29 protein-coding genes are annotated in these 25,474 nt (G+C 41.3%); 23 read left to right on the top strand and 6 right to left on the bottom strand.

From position 1 onward, the window contains the following. The first annotated feature begins 204 nt into the window (after nt 1-204). The 3 genes from cls (at nt 205) to H0184_RS04955 (ending at nt 3,239) form a co-directional block, all read left to right on the top strand. The gene (cls, locus tag H0184_RS04965; RefSeq protein WP_260631432.1) at nt 205-1,704 is read left to right on the top strand and encodes a cardiolipin synthase; all 1,500 of its coding nucleotides are present in this window, start codon (nt 205-207) and stop codon (nt 1,702-1,704) included. Nucleotides 1,705-1,999: 295 nt separating this feature from the next. Further along, nucleotides 2,000-2,533 (top strand): DUF2269 family protein, encoded by a 534-nt coding sequence (locus H0184_RS04960; protein WP_221822114.1) that lies wholly within the window; start codon nt 2,000-2,002, stop codon nt 2,531-2,533. Nucleotides 2,534-2,666: 133 nt separating this feature from the next. Continuing rightward, nucleotides 2,667-3,239: a CBO0543 family protein gene (locus H0184_RS04955; protein WP_221822112.1), complete on the top strand. Its 573-nt coding sequence runs from the start codon at nt 2,667-2,669 to the stop codon at nt 3,237-3,239. Between the two features lie 56 nt (nt 3,240-3,295). Here the strand turns inward: H0184_RS04955 and H0184_RS04950 are convergent, their stop codons facing one another. Both H0184_RS04950 and H0184_RS04945 read right to left on the bottom strand, forming a co-directional pair. Then, entirely contained in the window at nt 3,296-3,547 is a 252-nt protein-coding gene (locus H0184_RS04950) for a GlsB/YeaQ/YmgE family stress response membrane protein (RefSeq protein WP_221822107.1), read from the bottom strand. A 67-nt stretch (nt 3,548-3,614) separates the two neighbouring features. Next, nucleotides 3,615-3,824: an IDEAL domain-containing protein gene (locus H0184_RS04945; protein WP_221822106.1), complete on the bottom strand. Its 210-nt coding sequence runs from the start codon at nt 3,822-3,824 to the stop codon at nt 3,615-3,617. 162 nt (nt 3,825-3,986) lie between these two features. Between H0184_RS04945 and H0184_RS04940 the strand changes: the two genes are divergently transcribed. The 6 genes from H0184_RS04940 (at nt 3,987) to spoIID (ending at nt 8,686) form a co-directional block, all read left to right on the top strand. Further along, nucleotides 3,987-4,313: a YflT domain-containing protein gene (locus H0184_RS04940; protein WP_221822104.1), complete on the top strand. Its 327-nt coding sequence runs from the start codon at nt 3,987-3,989 to the stop codon at nt 4,311-4,313. Between the two features lie 29 nt (nt 4,314-4,342). Next, entirely contained in the window at nt 4,343-4,522 is a 180-nt protein-coding gene (locus H0184_RS04935; protein ID WP_221822469.1) for a hypothetical protein, read from the top strand. A gap of 294 nt (nt 4,523-4,816) precedes the next feature. Then, on the top strand, nt 4,817-5,074 hold the full coding sequence (locus tag H0184_RS04930) for a DUF1146 family protein (RefSeq protein ID WP_221822450.1): 258 nt from the start codon (nt 4,817-4,819) through the stop codon (nt 5,072-5,074). Between the two features lie 305 nt (nt 5,075-5,379). Further along, entirely contained in the window at nt 5,380-6,126 is a 747-nt protein-coding gene (locus tag H0184_RS04925; RefSeq protein WP_260631430.1) for a YwmB family TATA-box binding protein, read from the top strand. A 32-nt stretch (nt 6,127-6,158) separates the two neighbouring features. Further along, a complete protein-coding gene (gene murA / locus H0184_RS04920) occupies nt 6,159-7,469 on the top strand; it encodes a UDP-N-acetylglucosamine 1-carboxyvinyltransferase (protein ID WP_221822100.1) in 1,311 nt (436 codons plus the stop codon). Between the two features lie 182 nt (nt 7,470-7,651). Then, the gene (gene spoIID, locus H0184_RS04915) at nt 7,652-8,686 is read left to right on the top strand and encodes a stage II sporulation protein D (protein WP_221822098.1); all 1,035 of its coding nucleotides are present in this window, start codon (nt 7,652-7,654) and stop codon (nt 8,684-8,686) included. A gap of 537 nt (nt 8,687-9,223) precedes the next feature. On the opposite strand, the gene H0184_RS04910 is transcribed toward spoIID, so the two are convergent. Further along, nucleotides 9,224-9,640 carry a VanZ family protein gene (locus H0184_RS04910; protein WP_396953572.1) on the bottom strand — a complete coding sequence of 139 codons (417 nt, stop codon included), beginning with the start codon at nt 9,638-9,640 and terminating at the stop codon, nt 9,224-9,226. Between the two features lie 120 nt (nt 9,641-9,760). On the opposite strand from H0184_RS04910, the gene H0184_RS04905 reads away from it, so the two are divergent. The 4 genes from H0184_RS04905 (at nt 9,761) to H0184_RS04890 (ending at nt 14,138) form a co-directional block, all read left to right on the top strand. Continuing rightward, nucleotides 9,761-10,690, top strand: coding sequence for a M23 family metallopeptidase (locus tag H0184_RS04905; protein ID WP_221822096.1), 930 nt, complete (start codon nt 9,761-9,763; stop codon nt 10,688-10,690). 110 nt (nt 10,691-10,800) lie between these two features. After that, complete coding sequence (locus H0184_RS04900) at nt 10,801-12,801, top strand: penicillin-binding transpeptidase domain-containing protein (protein ID WP_221822094.1); 2,001 nt, start codon at nt 10,801-10,803, stop codon at nt 12,799-12,801. Nucleotides 12,802-12,907: 106 nt separating this feature from the next. After that, a complete protein-coding gene (locus tag H0184_RS04895; protein WP_221822093.1) occupies nt 12,908-13,675 on the top strand; it encodes a hypothetical protein in 768 nt (255 codons plus the stop codon). Between the two features lie 16 nt (nt 13,676-13,691). Continuing rightward, nucleotides 13,692-14,138, top strand: coding sequence for a hypothetical protein (locus H0184_RS04890; RefSeq protein WP_221822091.1), 447 nt, complete (start codon nt 13,692-13,694; stop codon nt 14,136-14,138). 38 nt (nt 14,139-14,176) lie between these two features. Here the strand turns inward: H0184_RS04890 and H0184_RS04885 are convergent, their stop codons facing one another. Together H0184_RS04885 and H0184_RS04880 are read right to left on the bottom strand one after the other, a co-directional pair. Then, nucleotides 14,177-17,263: a rhamnogalacturonan lyase family protein gene (locus H0184_RS04885; protein ID WP_221822089.1), complete on the bottom strand. Its 3,087-nt coding sequence runs from the start codon at nt 17,261-17,263 to the stop codon at nt 14,177-14,179. A 317-nt stretch (nt 17,264-17,580) separates the two neighbouring features. Then, entirely contained in the window at nt 17,581-17,904 is a 324-nt protein-coding gene (locus H0184_RS04880) for an MGMT family protein (RefSeq protein ID WP_221822087.1), read from the bottom strand. 600 nt (nt 17,905-18,504) lie between these two features. Here H0184_RS04880 and spoIIID point away from each other — a divergent pair. From spoIIID to H0184_RS04855, 5 genes are all read left to right on the top strand, one after another. Beyond that, nucleotides 18,505-18,777: a sporulation transcriptional regulator SpoIIID gene (gene spoIIID / locus H0184_RS04875; RefSeq protein ID WP_007086083.1), complete on the top strand. Its 273-nt coding sequence runs from the start codon at nt 18,505-18,507 to the stop codon at nt 18,775-18,777. Between the two features lie 256 nt (nt 18,778-19,033). Continuing rightward, nucleotides 19,034-20,035 carry a rod shape-determining protein gene (gene mreB / locus H0184_RS04870; RefSeq protein ID WP_221822085.1) on the top strand — a complete coding sequence of 334 codons (1,002 nt, stop codon included), beginning with the start codon at nt 19,034-19,036 and terminating at the stop codon, nt 20,033-20,035. Between the two features lie 508 nt (nt 20,036-20,543). Then, complete coding sequence (locus H0184_RS04865; protein WP_221822082.1) at nt 20,544-20,876, top strand: DNA-directed RNA polymerase subunit beta; 333 nt, start codon at nt 20,544-20,546, stop codon at nt 20,874-20,876. 84 nt (nt 20,877-20,960) lie between these two features. Next, complete coding sequence (gene fabZ / locus H0184_RS04860) at nt 20,961-21,386, top strand: 3-hydroxyacyl-ACP dehydratase FabZ (protein ID WP_221822080.1); 426 nt, start codon at nt 20,961-20,963, stop codon at nt 21,384-21,386. Nucleotides 21,387-21,500: 114 nt separating this feature from the next. After that, on the top strand, nt 21,501-21,845 hold the full coding sequence (locus tag H0184_RS04855) for a hypothetical protein (RefSeq protein WP_221822077.1): 345 nt from the start codon (nt 21,501-21,503) through the stop codon (nt 21,843-21,845). A 36-nt stretch (nt 21,846-21,881) separates the two neighbouring features. Here H0184_RS04855 and H0184_RS04850 read toward each other — a convergent pair whose 3' ends face one another. Further along, nucleotides 21,882-22,313, bottom strand: coding sequence for a YwpF-like family protein (locus H0184_RS04850; RefSeq protein WP_221822068.1), 432 nt, complete (start codon nt 22,311-22,313; stop codon nt 21,882-21,884). Nucleotides 22,314-22,574: 261 nt separating this feature from the next. Between H0184_RS04850 and H0184_RS04845 the strand changes: the two genes are divergently transcribed. The 5 genes from H0184_RS04845 (at nt 22,575) to H0184_RS04825 (ending at nt 25,242) form a co-directional block, all read left to right on the top strand. Continuing rightward, complete coding sequence (locus tag H0184_RS04845; protein WP_221822059.1) at nt 22,575-22,961, top strand: single-stranded DNA-binding protein; 387 nt, start codon at nt 22,575-22,577, stop codon at nt 22,959-22,961. After that, a complete protein-coding gene (locus H0184_RS04840; protein ID WP_221822058.1) occupies nt 22,958-23,236 on the top strand; it encodes a hypothetical protein in 279 nt (92 codons plus the stop codon). The genes H0184_RS04845 and H0184_RS04840 overlap by 4 nt, the downstream gene beginning before the upstream one ends. A gap of 399 nt (nt 23,237-23,635) precedes the next feature. Further along, the gene (locus H0184_RS04835; protein ID WP_221822056.1) at nt 23,636-24,031 is read left to right on the top strand and encodes a hypothetical protein; all 396 of its coding nucleotides are present in this window, start codon (nt 23,636-23,638) and stop codon (nt 24,029-24,031) included. A 41-nt stretch (nt 24,032-24,072) separates the two neighbouring features. Beyond that, on the top strand, nt 24,073-24,918 hold the full coding sequence (locus H0184_RS04830; protein WP_221822054.1) for an Rpn family recombination-promoting nuclease/putative transposase: 846 nt from the start codon (nt 24,073-24,075) through the stop codon (nt 24,916-24,918). 72 nt (nt 24,919-24,990) lie between these two features. Next, on the top strand, nt 24,991-25,242 hold the full coding sequence (locus tag H0184_RS04825) for a hypothetical protein (RefSeq protein ID WP_221822046.1): 252 nt from the start codon (nt 24,991-24,993) through the stop codon (nt 25,240-25,242). Nucleotides 25,243-25,474: the final 232 nt, after the last annotated feature.

The raw sequence follows: 25,474 nt of genomic DNA, 5'->3' as shown, positions 1-25,474 counted from the left end.
TGCTCAGAGGACGGGACAGGGGAGACCCCGCAGGTGCTTTAGCACCGAGGAGGCTTCCCGAACCGCCTGCGGAAAGCGAAGCACCTCGTGACAGGCAGAAAACGCCTGTCCCTGCGATAATTATTCGAAGAAGCTTTCCTTAGTGGAGCACATATCAACAGCCTAATTTAACACAGACTTTTAAAAGACTGTGGGGGAACATACATGAAAGTTAGAATCGAGATACTCTTTGTCATCATGATGTTTTTTATTAGCTGGATGGTTCTATATACAACATTTCCCTTTTGGTGGAAAGTGTTAGGAGTTAGTTTGTATGCAGGTATTATTTTATACAGTGTGGTAGATTTATGGCTTCAAAATCGATCTGTGCCGAGGACTCTTTTATGGACATGCATGTTACTATTGGTCCCTGTAGCGGGCTATATTTTGTATGTGTATTCAGGGCAATTACTCTTTAAAGGGGAACTTTTTAAAAGCAAGCGTGCCAGTGACCGTGAGTTGTTTGAGGCACTGAGTAAAGATAAAACGCCCCTTAAGGACCCGTTGATGCTAAGTGGCCCTAAGCGGGGGTTTATTAGTTACCTCGAACGAGTGACCTTAACGAATCAAAACCAGAATACCAGGACCCAAATTTTAAAAAACGGCGAGGAAACCTTTGAGGAAGTGAAACAGCGGCTGTTGGAGGCAAAAGACTTTATTCATTTAGAGTATTATATCTTTCGCTATGACAGGCTTGGGCAGGAGCTCATGGATATCTTGAAACAGAAGGTAAAGGAAGGAGTGGAGGTAAGGCTGATTTACGATGCATTAGGAAGCTACGCTCTTTCTGAACAGGATAGAAGGAAAATGGCGGACGCTGGGATTCAGCTTCACCCTTTTCTGCCGCTGAAATTTGGATGGTTGACGCAAAAGTTTAATTTCCGCAACCACCGAAAGATTATTGTCATTGATGGAAAAATTGGGTTTGTCGGCGGACTGAATGTGGGAGTGGAATATCTTGGCGAGGATAACAAGTTTGGTTTTTGGTGTGATACGCATGTTTTGCTGGAAGGAGAAGCAGTCCAGACATTGCATGCTGTTTTTTTATTAGATTGGAAGTATGTCTGCGGCGAAATGCTGTTTGAGGAAGCTCGCTATCTCAAGGGAATACCTGTGGAGGGTGATGGTCTCGTTCACGTGGTCGCCACGGGACCGGAAACCCGGGATATGGGGGATCATTTTTATGGTTTGATCACAAGTGCGACAAAGTCGATTTGGATTGCCACTCCTTACTTCATCCCCAACCAGACCATTATGACGGCACTGCAGGTGGCATCGAAGAAGGGTATTCAAGTCAGGCTGATGGTGCCCAAGAGGAATGACGGTTTTCTTACCCAATATGCCACTCAATCCTATTTTCCTAAACTGCTCCGTGCCGGAGTTGAAATCTACACCTACAAAAAAGGTTTCTTACACAAAAAAGTGATGATCGTGGACGGGGACATGGCTTCGATTGGAACGGCGAATTTGGATCTGCGCAGTTTTCATTTGAATTTTGAGGTTCAATTGTTTTTATCCGGCACCGAAAGCATTAACACCCTGGTGACTCATTTTGAAGAAGACCTGAAAGAATGCAGCCGCGTCAGGCCGGTTGCTTTTTATAAAAGAGGTCTAGGTGTTAAATGGAAGGAATCCTTCGCGCGTCTGTTTTCGGGTCTGCTCTAGCTGGTGAAAAAGCATCGGTAAAAAGCAAGTGGCTCCGTTTTGAGGGGCAACCATAGCAATATAATTTTAAGGTGATATCGCAAAGATTTCGCCTTTTTTATTTTGTTGTAATATCACCATTGGTGTAGTAAATAAGGCCGCAGAAGTAGAGAAAATTAAGGCTGTGGCTCATTATAAGATTATTTCCCCCCAATTATAATGAATAGTGCATTAGCGAAGGGCACTTTTTGATAAAGGAAAATGTTTATAAAAGGGTGTACAAATCATTTATTGATACAACTTGGGGGTTTGGAGAATGAGAAAAATTGAACCAAAAGGGTTGAAGTGGCTGAAGATTATCCACGTTTTTCTTGAAGTATTATTTTTCGGAGGAATTTTAAGTTCTGTGGCTTTAAATCTTCATATTGATTTCACAAAGTATGATGAATCTTATCTTGGCTACAAAAACATTATCATCATTAGCGATCATATTGTCAGATGGGGTGCGATTGGAACGTTACTAGTGGGGATCACATACGGATTTTTTACCAACTGGGGGTTTTTCAAACATAGATGGGTTGGTGTTAAATTTGTTCTTTATTTTATTCAAACCATCATTGGAATTTTTGTTGTAGACAATTTAATGGTTGCGAATATGGAGTTGTTGGAAACTCAAAAAGAAATGGCATTAAGTAATCCAATCTTTATTCAAAATCATGAAATAAGACAATATGCGGTCTACTTTCAAGTTCTTGTTACAATTTTCATATTTATTATTTCGTTTTTAAAACCTTGGAAGAAAAAAAACTTCGTGCAAAACAAACTTAATTTTAAATGCAAGCGTGGTTAAATGATCCGGCTTTTAGTGTTCTATGATATTTTGTTTTTTTTACATTTTTGCACCGGCCTGCTTTATTTCAGTTCAAATATTTACGGATGAATTTCCACATAATATAGGAAGTGAAACTAAAAGGGTGAAGTGTATGGACAAAATGGAAAAAATAGCTCAGGTACGAGAATACTTTGAGGAGTTTCACCAGCTGCATGAAAGCTATGGAAGACTTTGGTTAGATGAGACTTTCCTGCACTTCGATTGGTGGGGAGGTACTCTTTTAGGTCTTGGTGCTTGGATTTTCTGGCTTTTTTATCGAAAAAAAGAAAGTACACATCGTCTGCTTTATGCAGGTGTTACGGTCATGCTGCTTTCACTATGTTTGGATTACATAGGAGCCGCGCTTGGACTTTGGTATTATTCTGGAAAAGAATCCCCATCCTTTCCTGCTTGGCTGCCGTTTAACTTTTGTATGCTGCCTGTATGTATCATGTTTCTCATCCAAACCAAACCCCATATAGCTACTTGGAAAAAGGGGCTGTTTTTTGGTGCTTTGACTGCGTATGTAGGGGAACCTCTATTTGTATGGGCGGGTTATTATGTTTTAACAGGGTGGAAGTATACGTATTCCCTTCCGATTTATGCCTTGATTTATATATTTGCGGAATGGCTGACAAAAAGAGAGACATTTTCGGATGCCATTGTACATAAAAAGCACAAATAAAAAAAGGCTATCAAATGTGATTACAATTTGATAGCCTTTTTTATTGTTTAGAACCATTATGCTTTACGTCTAATCATTCGCAGGATTATGCTTAGAATAAGTACAAAGACAATGGCACCGAGAAGTGCTGGTAAAACGTAAAATCCTCCGATTACAGGGCCCCATCCGCCTAACATCGAACCAATCCAAGCTCCGATGAAACCTGCAATGATATTTCCGATTACGCCTCCTGGAACATCACGCCCCAGAATCATTCCAGCTAACCAGCCGATAATTCCTCCAATAATTAATGACCAAATAAATCCCATGAAAATCTCTCCTTTCAGTTTTCGGTAAGTATGGTTAGTAGATACCCGCCAATTTCAGTACCTAAACCTACAAATGATAAAACTTGTCACGATTTTTTTCTATGCGTCCTTGTAAAGTGCTCTCTTGGTTTTTCATAAGAGTAGAAAGATAGCGTTGGCAAACCTTTAATTCATAAGATAATTGAATAAATCCTTCCCGATCCCGAGCATCCAGACACTGATCGATTTTTTGCTTTAACAAACTAATCTTTGTAATTAACTCTGCTTTTTTCTTCATTTCATACCTCCCAATAATTCTTTTTAATTTACCTAATAGGTAAATACCCAATTTTCGTCCAATTAAACTTTTAAAAAAAGAGGTTTCGTTTCGTGAACAAGCGGATATATAACTGGTACAAGCTGACACTTCAGCTGAATTCTTACTGTAGGAGGAATGAAAATGGAAAATGTAAAAATAGTAGAAAATGGAGTACAAGCCAAAAATGAAATTGCTCAATTTCAGATGCAGGGTTTTATGAAGGATGAAATTTATTTATTTGCGCCTGACCATAACCGTGCTGAACACCTGACAGATGCATTGAATATAAGCGCTATTGGCGTTGGAGAGCAGGGAGTCTTCGAATCACTTGCAAATGTATTTCGTTCCAGAGGGGATGAACTGCGTTCGAAATTAGAGTCACTGGGGTTATCACCACTTGCTGCTGAGCGTTGTGAGGAACAAATGGACGATGGAAAAGTAATAATTGTCGCATCAAAAACGGCCTAACAAAATACTAATAAAGAGGTGAAAGAATCATGAAAAAGTCTAATCAGAGTATGGAGAGATTAAAAGGAATGCGTAAACGAGCAAGGCACCGTACGAGCGAGAGCCAGTCAATCATGCATTATTTTAAAAAGCCAATTATTCATAAGGAAATCCATGGGGACAGGGTTTACGTTCCCTTAAGAATTAGCAGGATTTGGAATGGAATCTAACATTCGTAAACACCTATTAACTGCCTAAACACTGATTGTTCGCAAGTATCACCAGTGTTTAGGCAGTTAATGCGTTAAAAATTTGCTATAATAAAAACGAAACCTTTCAGACTTTCATCCGTCTGTATGGTATGCACCTTTTTTATGCACCCATGGTATGCATAAAGGCAGTTTAATGCATAAATGGTGACAGGCACCGAAATGATACCTCAAAATGGTATGCATCAATTTTATGCATAAAAGCATTATTTTGCATAAATGGTGACAGGCACCAGAAAGAGGGCACCAGGAGGGATTATGGATAATTTTGGGCAGATTGCTTTGTTGAGTATTTTTTCGCATCTGGTGTTTATTGCTTTGGCGTGGTGGGCGCTGCAGTGTATTCGCTTGGATAAGCTGCTGAAGCCGAACCATATTTTTCAGGCACGGTTGCTTTATATATTGTTGGCTATTGTTATTGGATCGAGTGTTAGTAATTTTTTCCTAGACTACCTTCAGTGGTCAAGGCAGCTGCCTTTAATCTTACAATACATACAACTGGTAAAAATTTAGGTCTTCGTACATGTATCTTTTTTGTGAAAAATTGAGTACAATTCTCTTTGTGTGAAAAAATGTGCAATCTAAAAGTAAAGCGCGCAGCTTAGAAAATAGATAGAAATAGTGTTAAGCAATGCAAATTGACTTCAATGATTAGAACGTAATGCAAAAACTACAACCTATCTAAGTAAGAAATAGGTGTTTTCTAAAAAAAATGCAAAAGAATCTTCTGCTTCAAAAAGCTTGTCCAAAAGTGTCGACATTTCCCAAGTATGCTATGCCTCCCCTTGGTAACAATGGTAGTAAGGGGGAGAGTAGAGATGCAGAGAAAGAAAAAGATATTTTTAAGTATAAGCTTAATGATGATTGTTGGTTTGATCGCGGTGCTTGGCAGCCGGATAACGGCAGCAAGCGGAGAGCAGGATTTGGTAAAAATCGCCGACGCGTTTCAAACAGAAGATATTTTGCTCGAAGAATGGTCGTTTTATGCAAGGGAGCATTTGGTTGACCTGTCTACAGAGAAAGAAGTGCAGGAATATGTAAAGGAGCTTCAGCAAAAGTTTCCTGATTGGGATTGGTCCCGTAGCGCGACCAGCGACAAATGGGAAGTTACGGCAGTATCTCCGACTTCTAAACACCACACAGAAATGCTTCAAATTATGGCAACCCACACAAAACAACCTGTTAATGCGTATATAGTATATAGGGTCAGCGGTAATGAGTGGAACAAGGAAATGGAGTCCTTTTTCACAAAGGATCAATTTAGAAATAGGCTTTCCGACATATTTCGGGGAAATCCAACAGTTTTCTCTGGTATGAAGGGTAGTATCAGTGATAAGATTGATAAGGCTGTACCAACTATTGCTAGTGATTTAATGGAAATTTTTAATGCAAAAGAAATCGAAGCGTTAAAAGAGGATAATTTCATGTCTGTATCGGCGGCTTCGCCAATGTTTTCAAACTCCATAGCAGAGGACATGAATTTACAAATTGGCATACGCTCCGAAGGATTGGGCGGAAAGACTACCATTGTAGTTGGCACACCAATCATTACGATTGAATATTAATATAGAGAAAATGGACGCGGAGGGGAATACTCTTGGAAAAGATCATCGTCCGCGGCGGACAAAGGCTAAATGGATCGGTTAAAGTTGAAGGTGCAAAGAACGCGGTCCTGCCTGTACTCGCTGCCACATTATTAGCAAGTGACGGAAAAAGTGTAATTCGTGATGTACCTACACTCTCCGATGTATACACAATTAATGAAGTATTGCGCAACTTGAATGCTGAGGTTGCCTTTGACAATAATACAGTTGTCGTTGATGCATCTAGAGTGTTGAAAGAAGAAGCGCCTTTCGAATACGTTCGTAAGATGCGCGCATCTGTCCTCGTGATGGGTTCTTTACTAGCACGCAATGGCCGTGCACGTGTGGCTCTGCCAGGCGGATGTGCGATTGGTTCTAGACCGATTGATCAGCACCTTAAAGGCTTTGAAGCGATGGGTGCTAAGGTTAAGGTAGGAAATGGATTTATTGAAGCGGAAGTTGATGGCCGTTTAAAGGGTGCGAAAATTTACTTGGATTTCCCAAGTGTTGGTGCAACCGAGAATATCATGATGGCTGCGACTCTTGCAAAGGGTACGACAATCATTGAGAACGTAGCAAAGGAACCGGAAATCGTTGACCTTGCAAACTTCTTGAACAAAATGGGCGCAAATGTCCGAGGCGCAGGCACGGGCACTCTTCGTATTGAAGGTGTAGATGTATTGTTTGGTGCAGACCACAATATCATCCCTGACCGAATTGAAGCAGGAACCTTTATGGTTGCTGGTGCGATTACAGGCGGAAATGTCCTTGTACAAGGCGCTGTTCCTGAACACCTTTCTTCCTTAATTGCAAAAATGGAAGAAATGGGCGTAACAATCATTGAAGAAGCAGACGGCGTTCGTGTCATCGGTCCTGAGAAACTGAAGGCTGTTGATATTAAAACAATGCCGCATCCAGGTTTCCCAACAGATATGCAATCACAAATGATGGCTCTCCTGCTTCGTGCAGAAGGCACATCGATGATTACAGAAACGGTTTTCGAAAACCGCTTTATGCATGTTGAGGAATTCCGCCGGATGAATGCTGATATTAAGATTGAAGGCCGTTCTGTTATTTTAAATGGTCCTTCTAACTTACAAGGTGCAGAGGTTACTTCTACTGACCTTCGTGCTGCAGCGGCTCTGATTTTAACAGGATTGGTTTCTGAAGGAAACACACGCGTAACGGAGTTAAAGCATTTAGATCGTGGTTACGTGGACTTCCATGGAAAATTAGCTTCTTTAGGTGCAGATATCGAGCGCGTAAAGGAAGCAGAAGAAGTTTTCCCAGAAGTAGAAAGTTTTATCACAGATTTAAACGCGTAATTTAATAAAAAAACGAGCCGAAGAGGGTGTCTGTGAGATGCATTCTTCGGTTTTTTATTATATGTTGTTTTTAGAAAATTCAGTCATATTATTTTAGTCATAAATGCTTGTCCGCCTCCATATGATGGAATGAGAAGTAGCCCAATTCGGGGTGCATAAATTTCATAATTGGAGGCTCCTACATGAAAAAATTCAAACCACTCATCCTACTAGCGTCATTCTTATTTGCCCTCACTTTACTCATTCCAGCGATATTAGTACTTCCGTTTGGGGATGGGAAAGCTAGCGGCAAATTAGGTGAAGACCTTTCTAACAAGGCCCCCAGCTCGGAAACTGCAGCCAATTCATCAAAGGATGCCGCCGTTGAAGTCGCGGTTTACCGCTCCTCTGCAGGACAAATCGATAATGTTCCACTAGAAGAATACCTCGTTGGGGTTGTAGCAGCTGAAATGCCTGTGGAATTCAAGGAGGAGGCCTTGAAGGCGCAAGCATTGACAGCTAGAACCTATATCGTAAAAAAAATGCTGAGCAAAGATACAATCGGTGTTCCCGAAGGTGCACAGGTAACGGACACGCAGATCCATCAGGTGTATTTGAGCGAAGAGCAGATGAGAGACAACTGGGGAATGGAGTTTGAATCGAATTACGCAAAAATTTTGGGTGCTGTTCGAGCCACGAGTGGTCAGATTTTGACGTATGACGGTCAGGCCATCGACGCCTCCTTCTTCTCCACCAGCAACGGCTATACCGAAAACTCCGAGGATTACTGGCCCAATGAAATGCCTTATTTGCGAAGTGTATCAAGTCCATGGGATAAAAGTTCCCCGAAATTCAACTCTGTGAAGGAAATCAGCGTGAAACAATTTGAGTCGGCGCTCGGTGTAAAGGTTGGGGCGAGCGGGACAATTGGAAAAATTGTTGAGCGCACCGCTGGCAAGCGGGTCGCGAAGGTAGATTTTAGCGGCAAGGTGCTGACCGGAAAACAAATTCGTGAAAAATTAGAATTGCGGTCGTCGGACTTTGAATGGGAGCGTAAAGGAAACAGCATTGTGATTACCACCCGCGGCTTCGGGCACGGCGTCGGCATGAGCCAATACGGCGCAAACGGCATGGCCGCCGATGGGAAGAACTATCAAGAGATCGTGAAGCACTATTATCAGGGTGTCGAAGTGACAAATGCGGACAGCATGCTCGCAACGATTACGGCGCAGAAATAGATTTGTGGAAGCCAGGCCTAGTGGGGCCTGGCTTTTGTATGGAGCTGGGAATAAGTTAGGCAGATAAACTAAGTGAAACCGCAGGTGAGGGTGGATATTAGGCAGGTAAGCGAGGAGAGTTTGCAGGTGAGGAACAAATTTTAGCAGGTAGAGGATTTTTTTTAAAATGGCTCTATTAAAACTGAATGTTGATTTCACTGTGCTTGGAACATAAGCGGAGAATTTCCGCTTAAATTGGAAAATACACATATTTTCTTAAAAATAGGCGGATTTTTTCCGCTTATTGTATCCAAATCCTTGTAATTTGTCGTATTTTAAGCAGTTAAGCGGAATATCTCCGCTTAGATCTGCTTCTAAAGGTTCCTCTATAAACAATAGCCGGAAATTCTCCGCCTATGCATTATCAACCCTACACGAAAATCAACAATGCATATATGGCCCACCATTATTTAAATACAGCGAACCTAAATAGTACAGCAAGTTTCAAATCCAAAATCTATCCCTAATAAAAAACCACCGCACAAACTCGCGCAGTGGCTACAATTTCCTCACCCAACCAAGTACCTTCCCTAACCTCTCAAATCGGCCTTTAAACAACGCACCTCGTATAAAATAAAAACATACGAGTATTCCTGTGACGTCTTTGACGAGGTCAAACCAGGATGCTGAGCGGTAAGGATAGAAGGATTGGTGAATCTCGTCCGTCAGCCCGTAAAGGCCGGCTATAACGGCACAGAGAACGTTTAGACGCGCGCTAAACCCGCCCTTGCGTGTAAGGAAGGCTAAAACTAGCAATACATATAGAATGGCGAACTCTATTAAATGCAGAGATTCCTTTATAAATAGATCAACCTCTGAATCGGGGAGCTCGACGAAGTGGTTGGATGGCAGACTGGACATAATCCAAATCGCCGCCATATAGGCGATGGGAAGTATTCGCAGGACGTATTTCAAAAAAATTTCCTCCTTCATGCATAAAAAAATAAGGTTTATCGAAAAATAAGTAGAAAAATTTTTTTCACTAGTGTATATAATTCTACTTATCTGTTCAGAATGATTGCTGAGGTGATGAAAATGAGAGAGGAAGAAAACAAACGATCTTCTCAAGATTCCAGTGTTAAACGCTTTTTCAAGAAGCGTTGGGTATTTCCAGCCATTTATATTGCAAGTGCAGCAATCATTCTGACAGGTGTTCTTTGGTTCCAAGGCAGCGACAACGCTACAGACAAGTACGATTACGAGTCTTCTGACCTGACTGGTAAAAAGAACGATACTCCAGCACTTGAGGTAAACTCTGCTTTAGAAAACTTAAAAATGCCAGTAACAGATCCAATGGATGCCGTTGTCAAAATGGAATTCTATGATTTCAATGCAAGTGAAGAAAAGCAGGAAGCTGCATTAGTATTTTACAACAATACGTATGTGCCGCATACTGGTGTTGACTTCACATCTAAAGATGGCGAAACCTTTGATGTATTAGCTGCCCTAAGTGGTACGGTTACTAGAGTCGAAGAGGATGCTACTCTTGGAAATGTCATTGAAATTGAACACGATAAAGGTATTGTAACACAATATCAATCGGTTAAAGATGTGAAGGTTGAGGTTGGCGATAAGGTTAAACAATCACAAGTGATTGCCATGGCTGGACAAAGCTTGTTTGATGAAGAATCTGGAACGCATGTACATTTTGAAATCCGCAAAGACGGTGTAGCTGTTAATCCGACGAACTTTTTTAACAAACCAGTAAGTGAATTACAGGAAGAAACTGCAGCGGATGAAAATACAGAAGATAAGAAGAGTCCAAAACAACAAATGATTGAGGACCCTGCTAGTGATGAGTCAACTCCATCAAAGGAAGAAACTCCTTCTGATAAGGAAACTCCATCAAAGGAAGAAACTCCTTCTGATAAGGAAACTCCTTCAAAAGAAGAAACTCCTTCTAATGATGAAGAAGCTCCATCCAAAGACGAATCTTCTGAGTCAACAGAAAAATCAAACTCTTAATATGAAACAAAGGGGAAAGGGGAATCTACCTTCCTCTTTTTTTTGTGCAGTTTTGCCCGCGTTTTATTTTCATAAATATGGTAAACTGGTTGAAAAAGGGGGGATCTTTTTTGAAAAAATTACTAGGGCTGCTGATGATGCTTTTTCTTTTTACAATAGTGGGAGCTGGCTGCAGCAAGGAACCCACGCCCGAGGATCAGTTTGCAGCATACATAAAGCTATGGAATGAGCAAAAGTTTGATAAGATGTATGACTACCTTACGGACGGCAGCAAAGAGGTAATCACGAAGGAAGACTTCATCAATCGCTATCAAAAAATCTATGAAGACCTGCAAATAAAAGACCTCAAGATTGACTTTAAAAAACCAGCAGAAGAAGAAAAGCTGGACAAGGACCAAAAATCGGTCACGTATGACTTTTCTGCGTCTATGAACAGCATTGCAGGAGAAATCAAATTTACCCACACAGCCAAGATGAAAAAGGAAGAACGTGAGAAAAAGAATAACTGGTATGTGGACTGGAACACTACTTATATTTTTCCACAGCTAAAAGATGGCGACAAAATAGCGATCAGCAATAGTAAGCCAAAGCGCGGACAAATTCTTGATCGATCAGGAAATAGTTTAGCGATGAACGGGAATGTGTACGAGGTTGGTGTGGTTCCTGGAATGATGGAGGGGCAGGAAGGTCCTGTTATTCAGCAATTATCAAGTCTTTTAAAAATGACGCCAGACCAGATTAACAAAGCGCTTAATGCCAGCTGGGTGAAGCCAGATTTGTTTGTGCCGTTAAAGAAGGTTTCGATGGACGACCAAGAGCGTATCGCGCAATTGATTGCCTTAGAGCCTGTACAAACGAAAAAGGTAGAAGCGAGAATCTATCCATATAAAGAAGCGGCTGCCCATTTAATTGGTTATGTCGGCTCGATTACCGCAGAAGAACTGGAAAAGGTAAAGGATAAAGGCTATACAAGCAATGATATTATTGGAAAAAGAGGTCTCGAGGAAGTATATGATGAGCACCTTAAAGGAAAAAGCGGCGTAAAAATTACGATTAAAAAACCTGACGGCAGCACGGAAATCCTGGCTGAAAAACCAGTTGAGGATGGTCAGGACCTGAAGCTTACCATTGATATCGATAAGCAGGCAAGCTTATATGGGCAGCTAGTCGGTGAGCCAGGTGCAGGGGCAGTGATTGACCCGGTAAGCGGCGAAACCCTTGCACTCGTCAGCTCGCCATCGTTTGACCCGAACCAAGCCACCCTGGGCTTCTCAAGTAGCGAGTGGAAGCAGCTTCAGGATGATCCGCTCAAGCCCATGACAGCCAGGTTCAATAAGGCCTATGCACCAGGCTCTGTGTTCAAGCCGCTGACAGCTTCTATTGGGCTGAAAAATAACACCATTACAACAGAGCAAACAATGGATATTAAGGGATTACAATGGCAAAAGGGTGCTTCATGGGGCGGCTATTACGTCACAAGGGTTCACGAAGCCAATCCAGTGAATTTGGAAAAAGCAATGGTGTTCTCTGATAATATTTATTTTGCTCGAACAGCTTTGGAAATCGGGAAGGATCCCTTCACAGCGGGCTTGAAGGAATTTGGCTTTGAGGAAGACTCCGATTATCCGTTCCCGCTAGAGAAATCGACGATTGGAAAATTAGAAAACGAGATATCTTTAGCAGATTCAGGCTACGGTCAGGGACAAATTCAAATGAGTATTGTCCATTTGCTGCAAACCTATACTCCGTTTGTAAATGGCGGTAATATGGTGAAGCCTAGCTTGATTTTAGATACTGAAAAAAGTGAAAAGCAAGTTGTATCACCTGAAATCGCTGCTACAGTATCATCACAGTTAAGAAAGGTTGTTGGTGATGCAGAAGGGACAGCACATTCCGCGGAAATGGCAGACTACCCGCTAGCAGGTAAAACCGGAACAGCTGAGATCAAAGAAAAGCAAGGGGTAAAAGGAACCGAAAACGGCTGGTTCATTGCCTACAATACCAATTCACCAGCATTAATGGCGGCAATCATGATAGAAAACGTTCAGGATCGGGGCGGCTCTCAGGTTCCCGTGAAAAAAGTGAAAAACTTCTTTATGGAAGCGAAATAAACAGCAAAAAACAGAAACCATCAACCGGTTTCTGTTTTTTTGTTGTGGAGGTGGATAATTCGACCAAATTTAGAAAAAATAATATTTAAAAGACAGGAGAACGAAATTGAATCAACATCCTCCAGCACGCAGATATAGGGCACACTTATCACAATTTACAACATCTGTCCTTCAAACAAAGAACCCCTGGGTGGTCGCCTTTTTTGCTTTTTCTTATCCAGGCTTCGGCCACCTCCTGCTGCACCGCTATATTGCAGGGTTTATCCTGATCCTCTGGGAAACGTTCATTAATGGCAAGGCCAATGTGAACCTCGGGATATTATTTACCCTCACTGGTGACTTTGCAAAAGCCAAAGAAGTTATGGATGAGCGGTGGCTCATGCTCTATGTGGGGATTTATATGTTTGGAATCTGGGACAGCTATCGGACAACGGTTGATTTAAACAAACAATATCTTTTAGCCGATCATGAGGATGCCGCACTACTACGCCCAAATGCCATGGGAGCTTGGGCCATTAACTTCTTGGATAAGCGGAAACCATGGGTCGCAGTCGCGTGGGCCGCATTATTTCCCGGCTTGGGCCACCTTTATATCCATAAAGTCATTGCCGGATTCTTTTTATTTGCCTACACGGTCGCGATTATGTATTTTGGGCATATTCCAGAGGGAATCCAGTATTCCATGCATGGCAGGTTCGATGACGCAAAACAGGTAGTAGATATGCAGTGGCTCCTCTATCTGCCATCCATTTACTTTTTTGTTCTGTATGATGCCTATGCTTCGGCGGTGGATTACAATCTACTTTTTGAAAAAGAAATGAAGAAATTCTTACGTGAAAATTATCAAAAAAAGGAGTTCAAATTTCCTTTTTAAGAAGTGAGTTGAGTGGATGTTTGTGATTGCTACGTTTGAGAATTCCATTTATATCGAGTTAGCGATTGCCGCACTCGAAAAGCAGGGAATCCCAAAGGAATTGATTCTAGCTGCTCCACTTGATAAGCGGAAGGAGCTGCGAGGCTTATTTGATAGTATCCATAAATCAGATGGATTTAGTCTATTTGACGGGCCGGCGATTTTAGGTACCTGCTTGATGCTGCTTGGTGCGATATACGGGTATATTTTAGAATGGGGGCCGATCCTGTGGGGAATTATTGGGGCTCTGTCAGGATTGCTGCTTGGATTTGTGATTAAGATGCTGCTCCTCAAGAAAAATAAAAGAGGGAGTAACAACATCACCTCAGAAATCGTCCTCATGGTTCGCTGCGAGGATCACAAATGGGATCAGGTTGAAAAAATATTATGGGACCATCTCGCTCTTGGTCTGACGAAAATATAAAGAAGGGCAGACTGAGTAAACAGCCTGCCCTTCTATTTTTATTTCCAGCCAGCAATTAATTGGTCAGCGTCAGAAAGTAATTTAGCTTTCAAACCTTCATCAGCATTGGACGTAGTTAGATGCTTTTTGAAGTTTTCCATATGTGTTACTGCCTGTTTGATTTTCCCATCATTTAACTGGTGCTGTACTTGATCCAGGCTATTTTTCAAGACAGGTACATTTAATTCAAGAACAACACTATGTTTCATAGATTGAAGAGAGGCTGTATAGTCCACACTTGGTGCTTGTAATTCGCCTGCAAGAACACCATCACGGATATCTTCACCTAGGTAGAAGCCAATGTGCGGCGGCTGATTGTAGGCTGTGTTTTGCCATGCAATGCCATTTCGGTAGACATCATCGTGCATTAATGTGTACAGTCTATACTCCGTTGGGGCAGTAGTGCTGAAAACACGAAGCTCTGTATTATCATTGGTAGGCAGGAGAACTTCTTCACGCCAGTCCCCAACAATATCACCCTGCAGCGTTGGCGTTGCCTTTGTTCCGTTACTGCTATGAACACCTTCGAAAGCTTTTACCAGTTCTGCTTTACCAGTTGCCTCGTTGTAGTTGGTAATCGAAGTATTATCCAGTAACTCATGCTGGAGGTCGCCGTCCCAGTAAAGAGCAAAGTTTGCAGATAACTCTGCTTCCCTTGAGCTGTCAGCCACTACCTTACCTTGTACATTGTAGATCCCGCCGCCAGTTTCAACAGTGTCGCCGCCCCAGCCCCAGAATTCATAGCCTGGTTCTGAACTGATATTCGCAGCTACGCCTCGGCCGGCATCAACAGAGCCAAAATACGACATCAGTGTTTCGCCTGTTGCAGCATCGTGTAATTCTAAAGAGGCCACAGCTGGTACCTCGTGAACACCAAATACTTGTAGCCCGTCACGGGCAGGGTCAAAGGCACCGACATGGAGCGCATCCCCATGGGAACCTGTTTCACGCTGCATTTCTCCGTCCATGGCATAAACAATGCTGCCATCATGATCAAGTGTTAAACTGCCGGCAATAATTTCATCGAAGCCATCATTATCGATATCGCCTGTAGCAAGATTGTGGTTCCCTAGACCTTTGCCGCGTCCAGCCTCGTTTGAATCAAAAGTCCATTCTTCTACCAGCTTGCCATTTTTTACACTATACGCAACAAAACTTGTTCGCTCATAGTAGCCGCGTCCATAAAGGGCACTTGGTGTTTTACCGTCTAAATAAGCTAATCCAGCAAGGAAACGGTCAGAACGGTTCTGCCATGTATCGCCCCATGAAGCGCCTTTATCGTCTCCAAGAGGGAATGCATAATCGATGGTGTCAATGACTTCTCCTGTTTCCCCATTGAATACAGAGATATACTCAGGTCCACCGATCACATGTCCGTTTTCACCCAGCCATTTTCCATTGTCTTCTGGGTTTCCAATCTGACTTAAAACCTTGCTGCTGTCGAACTTTCCATCAGTTGCACCATACGAAGTGGTTCCGTCAGCTGTTTTGATGAGGAAATCACTTTTTCCATTGCCGTCAAAATCGGCTACAACAAATTGATGATAGTGGGCGCCAGAAGTAAGATTAAGCCCCATATCAATACGCCATAACAGCGTTCCATCTAATTTATAGGCGTCAAAAATAGTTGGACCGGTCATACCTGTCTGTGAACTATCAATTGCATTAGTTGGGTACCATTTGACAATGACTTCAAGCTCGCCATCTCCATCTAAGTCGCCTACGCTAGAATCATTGACTGTGTATTCGTAATTGCCAGTAGCCGTCGTTCCGCCCTCAGGCTTTTGCATTGGAATAGAAAGATAATCTTTATCTAATGCTTTTACTTCATTTTCCTCAACAGCTTTGCCATTCACCAGTGTTTCAACCGTATACGTATCGTTCGCTTTACCTGCTGCATCTTGGTAGTTTGTCACACTAAGGGCCATCGTGTTTAATTTCTCCCCATTGCGGTAGATATTAAAGGTGACATCCTTCGCGTATTCGTCGGCAAGCAAACGCCAGCTGACAAAGTTTCCATTTTCGGATTTAAGAGCAATTACGCCGCGGTCCAGCCATTCGGTTTGTCTCTCTGTATCGGGAGCGTTCAGTCGGTTATAAACATAAAGAGTGGCTTCGCGGTTAAAGCTGTTGTCAATTCCTTCTGTTTGTGCAAGTGTTCCTTTAAACTCATAGAAACCTGAATTTTTAGGATTCCATTCCTTTCCGACCGTTCTCCACTCTGTTACTGCCACGTCCTTCTTGCTGTTATCCGCAAGCGTTACAGTTACTTTTTCAGGGAGGCCGATGGAAGAAACATCTGAAGTTGTTTCATTTACATAAACCTGGTGGTAGCGTAATTGATCTACTTTTGAGATGGTGTTACCTGGAATAGGTACACTATAGATGCCAAAATCATCGAGGTAGGTGGTCCATGAGTGGTTATTTCCAGATGTGCGGATTCCAACAAGCTTCACAGCCTTGACAGAGCCGTCGAACGCAACACCTTCTAAGGAAGAAGTGTATTCTTTTGTTTCACCAGATACTTTATCCTTTAGCGTTAAAACAGCTTGGTTTTGGATCAAATCAAAATGAACACTCACTTCATACCATGCATCTTGATTGGTGAAAGAGGTTTGGGCAGGGGCTTGGGTTCCTGCAAAATACTCGATGGCTTCTGTATTGGTATTGTTTAAGGTAAAAACAATGTTTCCAGTGTTATCTAGAATTCGCAGCTCACCAGAATTCTCAAACTGTCTTGATCCTTTGTCATTGTTCTTTCCAGGGTACCAATCGAATTTGACAAGAATGTCTTTGCCTTTTACAGCTGTATCTAAGTTCTTTGTAGCCACACGGCCGCCAGATGCATTCACAATCGTATATTGAAGTTTATCGGTTGCGTTTCCTTTAACATCTGCTTCATTAATAGAAACAGTTGAATTTGCAGCTGTAAAACCCCATAGATTGTTTTCTTCAAAATCAGAACCGTCTACCAAGTTGTACCCCTCAACGTCTGTAACAGCTGCTGAAGCATATGGAAGACTTGAAAAAACGAGCCCTAGTGATAAGGCGCTTGATAAGACTTTCTTTTTCTTCTTTTTCCCCACGTATTCTCCACTCCCTTTATATTTTGACCATGCCAAACATCTTCTATTGATGAAAACGGATACATAAGAAGCCAACCCTTAGGAGGATTTCGGAACCAATTGGTCTTTGTGTGACTAATACTAGCGAAGGTTGAGACAAACCGTCTAGAACACATTTTTGCAAAATAAAAAGCCTTGTGTCTCAAGGCTTTGTCTCTTGTTTTGGATTATTTTTCTGAGTTGATAACTTTTTGAGAGCGATTTCAATTTGGACTTTTGGCAGTTGTGTAAATAGAACAGTGAAGCGAAAGTCCTATATGGTTTAGCTGGTGATTTTGTTAAAAAGTGTGTTCATCACCTGGATGATACTGATATTTGGTTAAGTCAATTTTGCCCCCAAGTCCAATTTCGACACCTTCGCTCTCTAGTGAAAACAGCTGCTCATGATAAGCTTCATCTTCTTGAAGGGCGATTTGTCCTTTACTATTCACCACACGATGCCAGGGAAGGCCGTACTTCCGGCTCATCGAGTGAAGGGCGCGCACCACCTGGCGGGCAGCACGAGGGCTGCCAGCTTCTCTTGCAACCTGTCCGTAGGTCATAACCTTGCCTTCGGGGATATTTTTAATGATTTCTACGACTTTTTCTGTAAAAGGCAACATATGTCTAATTCCTTTCAGTCTATTTCATCCCATTATATAATATTTTTTGATAAACAAAGCGTAAAAAATGATTGCTGAAACAAGGTTATTAGCAAAAAAAAAGCAGTGAAAAAATAAAAAAATATTATTTTTTGAAAAATTTTCATTCGACTTTTGGTATCGACACATTTCTCCGGAAATAATCATAGGAGCCGTTTGAGTGGCTGTTAAAATCCAGATACAGTGCAGACTTCAGCTTTTTCGCGCTTGTGTCGATAAATGCGTAATAGGTCCCATTTCTCATATAAAATGTCCGATTTTTCTAAAAATTCATATGGTATCTTGTCCTGATTAGATAAATCGTGCATATTCTCGTATCCAAGCTAATAAAATGGTTACAAACCTTTACAAAAGAGAGTGTTTGAGGTGAAGAATCGTTTGAGGCTTTTGTGGATTCAGTTGGGGACATGATTATACATCGTATAGCTGCATAATTGCATAAATGGTGACAGGCACCGAGACAGTGGCACCGCTGCAGTTATGTGGAATCAGTATTTCGTCTTAGTGATAAGCGGATCTCATTTCGCACTTCTCACATCCAATTTAGGGAGGGCGAGTGGTGTGCACGATTACATCAAAGAGAGAACTATCAAGATTGGAAAGTATATCGTGGAGACGAGGAAAACGGTTCGTGTAATAGCGAAGGAGTTTGGCGTATCCAAAAGTACTGTCCATAAAGATTTGACAGAGAGACTTCCTGAAATAAATCCTGAGCTGGCAAATGAGGTAAAAGAAATACTAGATTATCATAAATCTATCAGACATCTCCGGGGTGGAGAGGCTACGAAAATGAAGTACCAGAAGGAAGAAAAAGAAGGTGAGGCTGTTAAATAGGCCGACCTTCGAGAAAAAATCTCTGTGTGGAAAGAAAAAATGTTTTGAAATGGCCATTTTCAAAGACTTCTTGGAGCATTCTAAGAAAGTCGGGAAAAGGGCCATTTTTAATGGTCAAAAAGGCATACATTCTCTTTCAAGTAATTTTTTCCGACAAATTTCTACGTTTTTTAGGTTTAAAGTATGGAAATTTTAAGGAATATGGTACAATTAGCAATTAGGAAGTATGACCGTTTCAAGGAGGAAAGAAAAGAGAATGTTTGCTAGGGATATTGGGATTGATTTGGGAACGGCTAACGTGTTAATTCACGTAAAAGGCCGTGGAATTGTATTGAATGAGCCTTCTGTTGTAGCAATTGATAAAAATACAAACCGTGTTCTTGCTGTCGGAGAAGAAGCTCGCCGTATGGTCGGACGTACACCTGGGAACATTGTCGCGATTCGTCCGTTAAAAGATGGAGTAATCGCTGACTTTGACGTTACAGAAGCAATGTTAAAACATTTTATTAATAAGTTAAATGTAAAAGGCTTTTTATCAAAACCGCGCATTTTGATTTGCTGTCCAACGAACATCACAAGCGTGGAGCAAAAGGCAATCAGAGAAGCGGCTGAAAAAAGCGGCGGCAAGAAGATTTACTTAGAAGAAGAACCGAAAGTGGCAGCCATTGGCGCAGGAATGGATATTTTCCAACCGAGCGGTAACTTGGTTGTCGACATCGGCGGCGGAACGACAGATGTTGCCGTCCTATCAATGGGCGATATCGTAACTTCATCCTCTATAAAAATGGCCGGCGACAAGTTCGACATGGAAATTCTCAACCACATTAAGCGTGAGTATAAGCTATTAATCGGTGAGCGCACAGCTGAAAATATTAAAATCAACATCGGTACCGTATTTCCAGGATCACGCTCAGAGGAAATGGATATCCGCGGACGTGACATGGTCAGCGGCTTACCGCGTACGATTACCGTCCGTTCAGAAGAAATCGAAGGCGCATTACGCGAATCAGTGGCTGTGATTGTGCAAGCGGCTAAAAGTGTTCTTGAGCGCACACCGCCAGAACTATCAGCGGATATTATCGACCGCGGTGTCATCCTAACAGGCGGAGGAGCTTTACTCCACGGAATCGACACATTGCTTGCGGATGAGTTGAAGGTACCAGTCCTAGTGGCCGAAAATCCAATGGACTGTGTAGCAATCGGAACAGGCATTATGTTAGACAACATCGACCGAATTGCGAAAAGAAAACTTGGATAACAGGTAGGACATCTTACCTTATAAGTAAAACTCGCCGTAATGGGCGAGTTTCTTTATTAGGGATACTATCTCGTAAAATCTAAAGACTGACCTTAATCGAGTAATAGGCTTAAGTATCATAAGCGGAGATTTTCCGGTTAAGTAGAGAATGGAGCTTGTTTCGGGGTAAATAGGCGGAGGTTCTCCGCTTAAGCAATGAAAACTCCACCATTATCACGTTTTTGAACAAATAGGCGGAGTTTCTCCGTCTATTTAGGCATTTTTTAATAAAAAAAATAAGTTAAGCGGAAATTCTCCGCTTAATTACCCAAGATTTTTTTGGCTAGATCCCCTATATTTTTCGCCACTTTTTTCCATGGTAATACTTTTTCTGCAAAAATTACTGCTTATTCCCTAATTTTTTTATAAAATAGAGTATAATATTAGGTAAAATGAAAATATCAGCAGAAGATGACATTGAAAAGTCTTATACAATATAGATGGATTTCGGTTAAAAGGGGAATAAAGTATGTCAGTAAATCATCTAAAACAGGTGAAGACAAGAGAAGATTATAAACAGAAAAAAGTAGATGGGAAAAAGACTGTAGAAAAACCAGCTACTCAAAAAGCTTCTAAGGTCAAAAGTGCTCAAAAGGCCCGCAAAGCTGAAAATGTAAATAAGCGGATTCGGATCCGTCTTATTCCAATCTGGCTTCGCATGATCCTGTTGGTCGTATTTACTGGAGTCTTTATGCTGGCGGGTGCTGCGATTGGGTACGGTGTGCTCGGAAGCGGAGATCCTGGAGATGTGTTAAAAGGGTCCACTTGGACACATATAATTGACTTAGTAGAAAAAAAATAACGAGGAAGGGCACACATGCCCTTCCTTTTTGTATCCTCTTAATAGTAAAATGTATATATCAGTTCCTATGAGGAGGTACTAAAAATGTTAGACGTACAACAAATAAAAGAAATTATTCCCCATCGTTATCCATTTTTACTTGTAGATAAAATTTTAGAAGTAGAAGAAGGCGTTAAGGCCGTTGGTATCAAGAATGTGACAGCAAATGAAGAGTTTTTCAATGGTCATTTTCCTGACTATCCCGTTATGCCAGGGGTGTTAATTGTGGAGGCGCTGGCTCAAGTTGGTGCAGTTGCTGTATTGAAAAAAGAAGAAAATCGCGGCAAATTGGCATTTTTTGCTGGAATTGACAGCTGCCGGTTTAAAAAACAAGTAAAACCGGGTGATCAATTACGACTTGAAGTCGAAATCATCCGTTTGCGCGGTCCAATTGGAAAAGGAAAAGCAGTGGCAACCGTGGATGGAGAAGTAGCTTGCGAAGCGGAAATCACCTTTGCACTAGGAAAATAATCGGGGAAATCTCCGATTATTTTTTTGTGTAATAGTCCTAAAATTCTTGGGGAAAATAACAGAAGACCAAGTCAAACGGGTCAATATTTTTCCTATGGAAAGGGGCTTTTACGTTTGAAGAAAAAGCTGTTTTTAGTGCTATTAAGTGCACTTCTGTCAGGGTTTATGTTAGCGGGTTGTAATAATGATGATGATCAAAATCCACCGCCTCCAGTGAACGACGAAGTGGATACTCCACTTGATGATGATAACAACATGGATGGCAACGACAACAACGACAACAACGACAACAACGACAACAACGGTGATGATGGATTAAACAACACCAACACTCGTTACAACAACAACGACATTAACACTGACACCGACAAAGACATAATGAGAGACAGAAATACTCGCGGTGAAGAAATGATTGAAGACGACCGTGACGCTAACGACCGCAACAATAGGGATAGATAGTAAGTAGAAAGGGCCGGCTCATGCAGCCTGCCCTTTTTAATCATGTTTAATTTTTAATTTCGGTTTGCTTTTCATTTTGTCCTTAAATTCTTCCAGTAAAGCCTGACCGCCAAGACCCTTTTCAAGCAGACTATCGAGCAATAACTCGGAGTAATCACTTCTGTTTCGGCGTAATTGACCTTCAAACAGGACACTTATATGTTTTTCAAATTTGTGAAGTGAAGCAATTCTCGTTTGGAAATAGGCAGGAGTGTTTTCGCGCTTCGTGATGACAGCCTGTACAATGACCTCGCGGCTATCTTGCTGGACTTGTTTGAAGTAGTCATAAAGGGATAAATCCGTGTAAGCCTCAAGCAGCCAACTGGCACGTTCGTTTTCTTTATTGATAATTAATCCATCTTCTAATGGAATTTCCACCGTATTTGCACCGTCAACAACTTCCAAAGCGACTAACTTAAAGGTTTTCATTTGCGATCCCTCCACTTATCGATTCTCGTTCACTTTTTCTAAATTATAGCATAATCCTTTTGGAAACAAATGTCGAAAAATATTTGTCGTTTTTTGCAAGTCAGCATTTTGTTAAAATTTAGGACTTTCAAACTGGTTTTTTAGAGCAGGGGAAATGATGATTTTGGAGCAAAAGGCACCTCGGAAAGCTCTAAATGGCCGTTTTACATGAAGTGGGTGAAGGACTATGATTAAGCCATCAAAAGGAGAGGAGAGTTTTGTATGATCAATCAAGTCACGCTTGTAGGAAGGCTGACGCGGGATCCGGAGCTGAGAAAGACAAGCGAGGGGCTGCCCGTAACTACTGTGACGTTAGCAGTCAGCCGGCAATTCCGAAACCAGCATGGAGAAATTGAGGCGGATTTTGTTCAATGCACACTTTGGAAGAAATCTGCGGAAAATACGGCACAATACTGCCGAAAAGGTTCAGTCGTTGGGGTAACCGGCAGGCTGCACAGCCGTCATTATGAAAATAAAGAAGGAAAAAGGGTTTATGTAACGGAGGTGGTGGCTGAGCAAATTCAATTCTTGAGTGCAAAACCAAATTATAGTCCAGTAGTGCCAACGCCGCTAAGTGTTACGGTAACGAAGGAGGAGCTTCCATTTTGAGTAATCGTGAGGATGTTGCAGCCAGTTTAGAACAACTGCTTGAAAGTTTGATAAAAATGGTAGGACGTGCGAATCAGAATAATGATAAGCTGCAAAAAAGAATGAACGAGATGAACCAAAACATGGATAGTCTGCAGAAGAGAATCGGCCAGCTAGAATGGATAATGAAAGGGCAGTTAAAGGAAAGAGAATGGAGCCCAATCAGAAACTACCCCACACCACACCATACACACACACCATCACAAGTTCACGATCATATCTCCATTCACTTTTAAAAAATCATCATCCTTGAGACTCGGTATTTGAATAAAAATGGACTCCTAAAAGTTTTTTATAAGATTTCCCCGAAGGCAGATAAAAAGGCATTATCCCCAAAGTATCCCCATTTCCGGCCGGGCAGCGCCGGAATTTTTTTATCCATTTATTATGAATAATTTTTGTACATTGGGACAAACTAGTACAAAACCCCCTGTGTTTTATTTTTCAAGGCCGCTGATAATATGTCAGCGGCCTCTTTTTTTATAGTTACGATGGTCTTTACTAGGATGACATAAATTATACACATTTACCTCAATGAGAGCTTCAAAACCAGTAGAGGAAAAAGGGGTCTTGAAATTATTGTCGAATAATAAATATCGATGTAATTATTTGTCTTATTGGAGGTCATCAATCGAATGCCAAACTCACTAATTTTTATCGGAGAACGACCGAGTCACTTGGAAATGGAGATCAAGGGGAAACCAGATTTCTACGATGCTATTTTACTCTCTAAAAAGTCTCATCATCCAACATCAAACCTTTCCTACCATTCAATCCCTCTTACCCAATCACGAGTTACCATCCACATACGTGAGACTAACTCCCAATTTAATTGTCAACACCAATCATTACAGCTAATCGAAGGCAGGAAGCAGCTTTCCGAGGAAGATGCTTACGATATCTTCACCAACTTTGCCATTAAGGAAGACAACAAAGTAGCCTTTTTATTGATCGCGGGAAGAAAAAGAATGAAAACAAGTGAAAAAGACGAGCCGAAGGTATTGGCTGCCAGCAAGAAACTGGAGGTCTAGGGAAATGGAAGTTTTATGGTAAAGTATAAGGAGGTACTGTAATGAATCGCCTAAATCCATTAAATGATTTCTTGTTTAAAAAATTATTTGGAGACGAAAATGATAATGAACTGTTAATTGGGCTGCTTAATGCAATACTTAAAATAGACATTGTGAATATTACGATTGAGAATGAAAAACTCAACCGATTTAAGAAGGAAGAAAAATTAGGTGTTTTAGATATAAAGGCAAAAATGACTAATGGTGAAAAAATAAATATTGAAGTTCAACTATTAAACCAAAAAAACATGATTCCCCGAACTCTTTTTTATTGGTCAAAGCTATTTGTAGAGGATTTTGAATCTGGATGTTTATATAGAGAACTGAAAAAGACTGTAACAATCAATATTTTAGGTTTTAAGCTGGAAGAGTTACGGAATGAGAGTTTTCATTCCACCTATAAAATTGGCGAAGCACGATCAAAGAATAACTTAACAGATTTGCTTGAGATCCATTTCATCGAGTTTCCAAAATTCGAGGAAATTACGTACGATTTGAATAATCCACTTCATTGCTGGCTGCTATTTTTAAAAGAGGATTTACCTGAAAGTATACTAAAGGAGGTCTTGATGATGGATGTAATTAGTAAAGCCGAAGAGAAACTGACAATGTTAAGCGCTGACCCTGAGACTAGAAAAGAGTATGAACGGCGGGCAAGAGCTCTATCAGATGAACGGAGCAGATTAGAAGACGCGAGAGAAAGCGGCATAGAAAAAGGTATAGAAAAAGGGATTTTAAGTGTAATAAAAGGTCTAATACTAAAAGGCATGACCCTTGATGAAGCTGCAAAGCTTACCCCTTACTCAGCTGAGGAATTAAGCAGGATGATAAACGAGGTTGAAAAGTAGCCTTAAAATAGGATACACCATCACATAATATTTCAAAGGATTGACTAATTTAATCGAAAGGGGTTCCTTATAATGTTAAGCGCTGACCCTGAGACTAGAAAAGAGTATGAACGGCGGGCAAAGGCTCTATCGGATGAACGGAGCAGATTAGAAGATGCCAGAGAAAGTGGTATTGAGCAGGGCATAGAAAAAGGCCTGGAAAAAGGTATTATAAGTGTGATTAGAGGTCTTTTGTTAAAAGGCATGACACTTAATGAAACTGCAAAGCTTACTCCGTATTCAGTAGAGGAATTAAGCAGGATGTTAAAGGAAACAAAAGAGTAACAATATATTACAAGGAAATGACAAAAAAGAAGGGTTTCGGTTCCTGCCGAAACCCTTCTTTTGTCATTTGCTTCACATAATAGACAAAACTAAACCAAAATTGCCCTTTTTCCACCTTCTTTGCGCGTGCACAAACACGATATAGAAACCAACACAGCGCGTAAACCTACACTTTAGAAACAAACTGTCCACCCCACACGGACAAATAGGAGTAAATGTCCACGGGTGGTGA

The sequence above is a fragment of the Neobacillus niacini genome (genome assembly GCF_019749295.1).
In the GTDB taxonomy this organism is placed as follows: Bacteria; Bacillota; Bacilli; order Bacillales; family Cytobacillaceae; genus Neobacillus; species Neobacillus niacini_D.
This window is presented reverse-complemented; position numbering and strand designations above follow the sequence as displayed.